Here is a 6452-nt window from a genome sequence, read left to right as displayed (position 1 = left end):
GCGGTATCCGCCGGCCCTGCCGCTGCCGTCCCCACCCTCTAGGGGAGTCGTCTCATCCCTCTTGCGAATCGCCCTCGAGTCGCTCGAGGTTTGACCAGAGGGGGCTTACCCCGAACCTGGCCATGTACTCCTCAAGAATCAGGAACGGAGGGCCACTATGCGGCGCTCCGTCCTCCCAGACCGTGTCGCACTCTTCGCAAACCAGGAAAGGTTCCTCCCGTCCTCGGATGCGGCATGCCACTACCCAGCCTTGTTCACATCTCGGACACCAGATCATGCGTACTCCAAAAGGAATGTAGGGACGGCAGTGATCACATCTGCGGGAATGCAGTGATCACCCTATTAGTTCCTGGCACAACCACTATTCGGAGGTTCCTCTCTCCGGCAGTTCCGATCTCTCTGCCCATGGGTACAACGTACCTTGCAGGGTCGCTGGGATCGGGTGCACCCCGTTTTGCCCATCCTTCATCGAGCAACCCGAGGACCTTTGCCTGATCGGGGTCCTTGAAAACACTGTGTGTGGGCTTCGATGGGTTCGGCCTCGTGTGCTCCATCACGTGCGCGATACGGTGCCCCTCCGTGGAACCGGGCCCGTATATGAGGCCGCCAGGGGACTCGAATCGATCCCCGCCGAGGTTCCGGAACCCCACAGGGCAGCTCGCGTTGTGAACCAGAACCGGCGTAGTGCCTGCAAACACATAGAAGGTGTGCACGGCTTCGACCGTGAGGGTGTAGGTGCGCGCACGTTGGTCAAACGAGCGATTCCACTGAACGGCAGCAGTGCTTCCATCGATGGTTCGAAGCGTCATCCCAAGGCGAAGGTCGCCAGCATCGATCCACGCATTCTCTGACGGTGACCAGAAGGGGTGCTCATGCGTCGCGATAAGCCGTTCCTCACCGCGTCCCGTTCTTATGGTGAGTTCGTTGAAGTTCTTATCGTGCTCGGTGAAAATGGCATTCGATACTCGGCCTGGTCCCGTCTCGCCGCTGTGGGGGTCAGTGGCAACTACTTGATCGCCGGGCGTGACGGATTCGATGTTCCTCACCGAGTTGTCCGCCATGAGGACCTTGGTGCCGGCGAGGAAGCACTGGAAGCACTTCAAGGCTTGCTGGGCGGTTCGCGTCCCACTGGCGATCCCCTCGACACCATCAAGTGCCTTGTCGAGGACCTTGATCTTGCCGATGGGTAGGAGCGACATGCCTGCCATGAGGCACCCGGCGAGGGTGGGGTCCTCAACGCAGGCGATGGCATCGGTGATGCCAAACAGGTCCATAGCCAGTTGCGCGCTGGCAGGATCGGCTCGCGGCACGACGATGTCGTAATTGTCGGGAGCCATCGCGCATGGTGGGAGGTGGTCCCGGTAGATGTTGATGATGCAGCTCGGCTTGCTCTCCTCATCTCGCACAAAGGCGCGCTGCTCTTCGGCCTGGCGGCGTGCCGCTGCTTCTTCCGTTTCGCGCAGTTGGACTACCTGGTCCCATGCCTGGGAGGCGGAGGCTTCAGCCTCCTCAGCGCTTTTTCCGGCATCGAGGGCGGCGGTGCGGGCTTCGACTTTCGCGTCCTGGGCCCTGAGAGCTGAGGAGCGCGCGTAGCTGGCGGAGAATTCGGCTTGTGCTGCGGATTCTTCGGCGGCGATCGCGTCTTGCTCGGCACGCTTGGCGGCGTTACGGGCGGTCGTGGCGGAGGCGGCGGCCTGGGTGGCGCTGGTTGCGGCGTCGTCGGCTGCTGCGTCGGCCTGGGTGGCGTACTGGGCTGCCTGTGTGGCGCTTTTCTGCGCTTCGGTGGCTGCGGCTGCGGCTTCGGCGGCGGCTTGGTTGGCCTCGGCCGCGGCCTTGGCGGCGAGCCAGCGGTTCTGCAGGGCCTTGGCAGCGATAACGCCGCCCTCGGCGATCAGGCGCTGGACCTGGGCGACGTGGTTGCTGGCAAGTTCGTCCTTGCGGTCGGCCACGTACTGGCCGGCCTGGATGAAGTAGTGCAGCTCGTCAGCCGGCCCGGACAGGGCGACCATGGCTGCGGCCTTCACCTCGGGACCGCCGTCGTTGAACAGCTTGCTGGCCGCTACTCGCTCGTCGGAGTGGCGGGCAGCGTGCTGACCGTTGTTGATGAACTTGAGCAGTGCCTGGGTGCTGCCGTCGGCGAGTGCGGCCTCCGCGGCTTCCTTGACTCCTACCCCGCCCTCGTTGTGGATCTTCGAGACGAGAACGCGGTACTCCATCCCTGCGACTTCGTGCTGGCCGGTGGTGTAGAAGTCGGCGATTTGCGCGTCCGTGCCAGTCAGAGCCTCGGTGGCGGCGGTGCGCACCGCTTCGTAGGGGCTGTTGGAGGCCAGGTCGGCGACCTGTTGGCGGATCTCGCTCTGCTGGGCCGTCTTCCAGCCGCTGCGCAGGTACTCCAGCACATCCTCATTGGTGCCAGAGAGGGCCTGGGCAGCCGCTTCCTGACGCCATGAGCCGAAGTGCTTCATAGCCCGCAGGGCTACCTTGCGACCCGATGCGGCGATTGCTGTGGTGTCGGCGCCGGGCTGATCGAGCTGGCCGGCCAAGGCCTTGGTGTCGTCCTCGATGGCCTTGCCCTCGACCACCGTGGCGGCGACGTCCTTGACGAACGTGTCCCCGGTGGTCTTGTGGGTCTTGGCGCGCTCGATAGCGGCAGCGGTGCGAGTTGTCAGCTCTTCGGCCTCGACCTCCCGGGCGATGTCGAAGGTCTTCTTCGCGGTCGCGACGGCCGCGGTTGCGGCGTCTGAGGCGACCTTGGCGGCGTTGGCCTGCTTGGTGGCCTCCGCTGCGTGGTTCGCTGCCTCGCCCGCGTGTGCGGCGGCGTATTCGGCCGCAGTGGCTGCGTTGTTGGCGTGTGTGGCGGCTGAGTTCGCCGCATCGCGTGCCTCATTGGCGGCGGTGGCGGACTTGCGGGCCAGGGTCTCTGCGGCGGTGGCGGCGCGGTTGGCTTCGTTGGCGTGGCGGCGGGTCTCCGCTGCGGCGGCCCTTGCCTCGGCGGAGGAGGCGCCGGCGGCGTCCGCGTAGCCGGCGGCCTCGTCTGCGGCGTCGGCTGCGAGGTCGGCGTTACCGCTCGCGTTCTTGGACGCGGCGGCTGCGGTGGCGGCGGCGAGCGAGGCCTTGCCAGCCTGTTCGGCCGCCTTGGCGGACTCGGTGGCCAGGTTTGCCGCTGCGCGTGCCGCCTTGGCCTGCGTGTTCGCGTTGGCGGCCTGATTCTTGTCCGTGCCTGCGGCGATTGCCGCGGTGTAGGCACGGTTTGCGGCGTCAGCCGCGGCCGCAGCCGCGTTCGCGGTCTGCGCGGCGGCCAATGCCGCGATCTTCGCTGAGCGGTTCGCGGCATTGGCGGCGCCGATGGCGGTCTGTGCGGCCTCGGCGGCAGCACGCGCGGCGTCAGCGGCCTGCTTGGACTTGATGGCGGCGCGCGTGGCGTCGTTCTTGGCCGCTTCAGTCTCCTGCGCCGCCTTCTGTGCTGCCTGCTTGGCCAGCTCAGAAGCGGCAACTGCCCGGGCGGAGGCTTCCTCTGCGGACTTGGTCGCGTCCTCAGCCTGCTTACCCGCCTGTTTGGCCTGCTCGGTCAGCTGGGCGATGGTGGCGTGTTCCTGGTCGCGGTTGCGGGCCACGAACTGGCCCACTTCCAGGAATTCGATGAGGTCGTCGTAGGTGCCCTGGAGTGCGAGCTCGGCGGCGGCCTTGATGTTCGGCCCACCCGAGTTGTGGATCTTCGATACCTGAACCCGGTCGTCCATGTGACGGGCGGCGTACTGCCCGTCCTCCAGGAAATGCTCGACGTCTTCGGGCGTGCCTCGCAGGGCCGCCTCGCCGGCTTCCTTGACTCCTACGCCGCCGAAGTTGATGGCCTTGGAGGTCTCGACCCGCTGATCCATTTGATGCGGCGCCTTCCAGCCGCCCGCCAAGAAGGCTTGCACGTCGGCCGGGGTTCCCTGCAACGCGGCCATGGCCGCCTCACGTACCGACGGACCACCCGCATTGATGATCCGGCTGACATCCACACGGTCATCGATCTGCTGGATCAGCCCCTTGTCGGCAAGGAACTGCTCAATGTCCCCGTCCGTGCCAAGAAGCGCCCGCTCTGCAGCTTCCTTCACCCCCGGGCCACCGGCCGCCCAGTAGTCCAGTGCAAGTGCTCGACCCGTGAGACCGGTCTCGCCGGCATCGAGAGCAGAAGCGGTCGGTGCCGTTCCCAGCAGCCCCGTCACCATCGCCGTGGACAGCAGACCGGCGCATACGCGGCGGGCCGCTCTGCCCGGTATCCGCTCTCGACGTCTGCCTGTTGTCTTACGCCCCATCCATCTTGGGCGAGACAGTTGCTTCACCTGACGATTCCTCCAAGCCAAAAGAGTGCACCCCTGCACATCGCCCCGCCATCCGCGCAAGACGGACATACTCGATCGCAGGGATCTGCGATGAGGTCAGTGCGATCGCCAAGGCCGGCCGCGCGGGAACCCCCGCACTCGCGAACACAGCCCGTTATCTCCACAGGTGAGGGGGAGTTGTGCCGCATGTTCACGGGAACCTTACATGTGCTTTACTTCCGCCAAGCGGAGGGGTGTAGTCCGCTGTCTTGTCTTCATTGGGGAGGAAACACATGGCGATATCGCGTGTCCGCAAGGCGCTCATGCTCGGAACTTCGGGCGTCGTTGTGGCGTGGTTCGGAGCGGTGGCGCTGACTACAGGTGCCCAGGCGGCTCCGCAGACCGCGGCCACCGCGGAGGTCGCCACTGAGATGCCGGTAGCGGTCGAGAACTTCAGCTACCCGGATGCCGAGAAGATCCTTCAGGAGCGGCGCATCACCCTGAAGCGTGGTGACGGGCACATCACCTTGGTCCCGTGCTCGCAGACGTGGGACATCAAGGTCGAGTCCCGCTTCGACATCAATGGCTACTGCTTCAAGGTGACCTCGGACACCGGCTTTCTGACGCTGGAACTGCCCGACGTCTGGGGCGTGTGGACGAAGAGCAACCCCATCGAAGCAACCCTGACCGCCGAAGGCGAAGAGACCGTTCTCGACCTTCCTGCCAACAAGTACCAGGCAGTCGGTGAGACAGGGGACAGCGGCTTGCGCTCCGTCCTGGTCGAAATGCGTATCACGAGCTGACCCCCAGGGGAACCAACGGTGTGAGGAAGTGTGGTCGGCAAGGCCACACCCTGATGGAGCTCCGCAGATCCGGCCGAGCGACACACCACCGCTCGCCACTCACGATTCGTCACACCTCGTGATCTGGATCGCGTATCCGAAGCTGTCCACTTGCATCACCCAGGCGATGTCGCGGACGTCGCGACGGGCTCTTCACCTTCAAGGAACATCGATGACCTCAAGGCGTTCACGCCTCGTGTGGGCTACCAGCGCAGTCGCCGCGCTCGCCACGGTAGTGACCACCGCTCCTGCCATTGCCCTCAATGGCAGTGACGCCCCTGCCATGCTGAACTTCACGGCGAAGATCAACGTCGGCGAGCAGGCCGCCTGCACCGGAGCCCTCGTCGACCCTCACTGGGTCCTGACCGCCGCCACCTGCTTCTCCCCGGACGGCAAGCCCGCCGCAGGCAAGCCCGCGGTCACCACCACCGTCACCGTCGGCCGCAACGACCTGACCCAGACCGGCGGCAGCGTCCAGCAGGCCATTGAACTTGTGCCCCACGCCGACCGTGACCTGGTCCTGGTCCGGCTCAGCGCGAGGATCACTGATCCGGCCATCACGCCGGTGCGACTCGCCGCCACCCCCGCCGGTGAAGGTGAACAGCTGACGAAGGCCGGGTTCGGGCGAACCAAGACCGAGTGGGTGCCCAACAAGCTCCACACGGGCACCTTCACCGTGGCTTCGACCACGGACACGACGCTGAACCTCAACGGCTCCGAGACCGCGACCGTCTGCCAGGGCGACGCCGGCGGACCGGCGCTGCGCACCGTCGACGGGACGCCCGAACTCGTGGCCGTCAATTCGCGGTCCTGGCAGGGCGGCTGCCTGGGTACCGACCCTGCTGAGACCCGTACCAACGCGATCGACACCCGCGTGGACGGCCTGGCCGGCTGGGTGAAGGAAGTCGCCAACCGTGACCGGACCACGCCTGCCGACATCGACGGCGACGGCAAGGATGACCTCGTCGTCCAGCGCACCGACGGCGCCGTGATCGTCCACCGCAACCTCGGCAGCAGCCTCGGCGCCGGCACCGTCATGTCAAGCGGCTGGAGCCGCTGGGTCGACGGCAGCGACCTGGGTCGTCTGTACTTCGCGGACATGACCGGTGACAACAAGGCCGACATGATCGTCCACGGCGTGGACGGCAACATCCACGTCCGCAAGAACCTGGGCGCCTCCTTCGACGGCGGCACCCAGTGGAGCACCGGCTGGAGCCGCTGGGTCGACGGCAGCGACCTGGGTCGTCTGTACTTCGCGGACATGACCGGTGACAACAAGGCCGACATGATCGTCCACGGCGTG

3 protein-coding genes are annotated in these 6452 nt (G+C 65.9%); 2 read left to right on the top strand and 1 reads right to left on the bottom strand.

Annotated features, from left to right (window positions below; translation table 11 throughout):
• Positions 1 to 311: 311 nt before the first annotated feature.
• Positions 312 to 4214 (bottom strand): polymorphic toxin-type HINT domain-containing protein, encoded by a 3903-nt coding sequence (locus tag ACFQ7Q_RS36160; RefSeq protein WP_383562885.1) that lies wholly within the window; start codon positions 4212 to 4214, stop codon positions 312 to 314.
• 386 nt (positions 4215 to 4600) lie between these two features.
• Here ACFQ7Q_RS36160 and ACFQ7Q_RS36155 point away from each other — a divergent pair, with 386 nt between their 5' ends.
• Positions 4601 to 5110: a hypothetical protein gene (locus tag ACFQ7Q_RS36155; RefSeq protein WP_383562883.1), complete on the top strand. Its 510-nt coding sequence runs from the start codon at positions 4601 to 4603 to the stop codon at positions 5108 to 5110.
• A 322-nt stretch (positions 5111 to 5432) separates the two neighbouring features.
• On the top strand, positions 5433 to 6452 hold a 1020-nt coding region (locus ACFQ7Q_RS36150), incomplete at its 3' end, for a trypsin-like serine protease (protein WP_383562880.1).

The organism is Streptomyces sp. NPDC056527 (assembly GCF_042794475.1).
Taxonomy (GTDB): domain Bacteria; phylum Actinomycetota; class Actinomycetes; order Streptomycetales; family Streptomycetaceae; genus Streptomyces.
Note: the sequence above shows the minus strand (reverse complement) of the source record. Positions and strands in the feature narration are given on the sequence as shown.

Bases quoted from the DNA above. Each gene is read 5' to 3' on its own strand.
- ACFQ7Q_RS36160 (WP_383562885.1), bottom strand. From the start codon at position 4,214: ATGGTGACGGGGCTGCTGGGAACGGCACCGACCGCTTCTGCTCTCGAT.
- ACFQ7Q_RS36155 (WP_383562883.1), top strand. From the start codon at position 4,601: ATGGCGATATCGCGTGTCCGCAAGGCGCTCATGCTCGGAACTTCGGGC.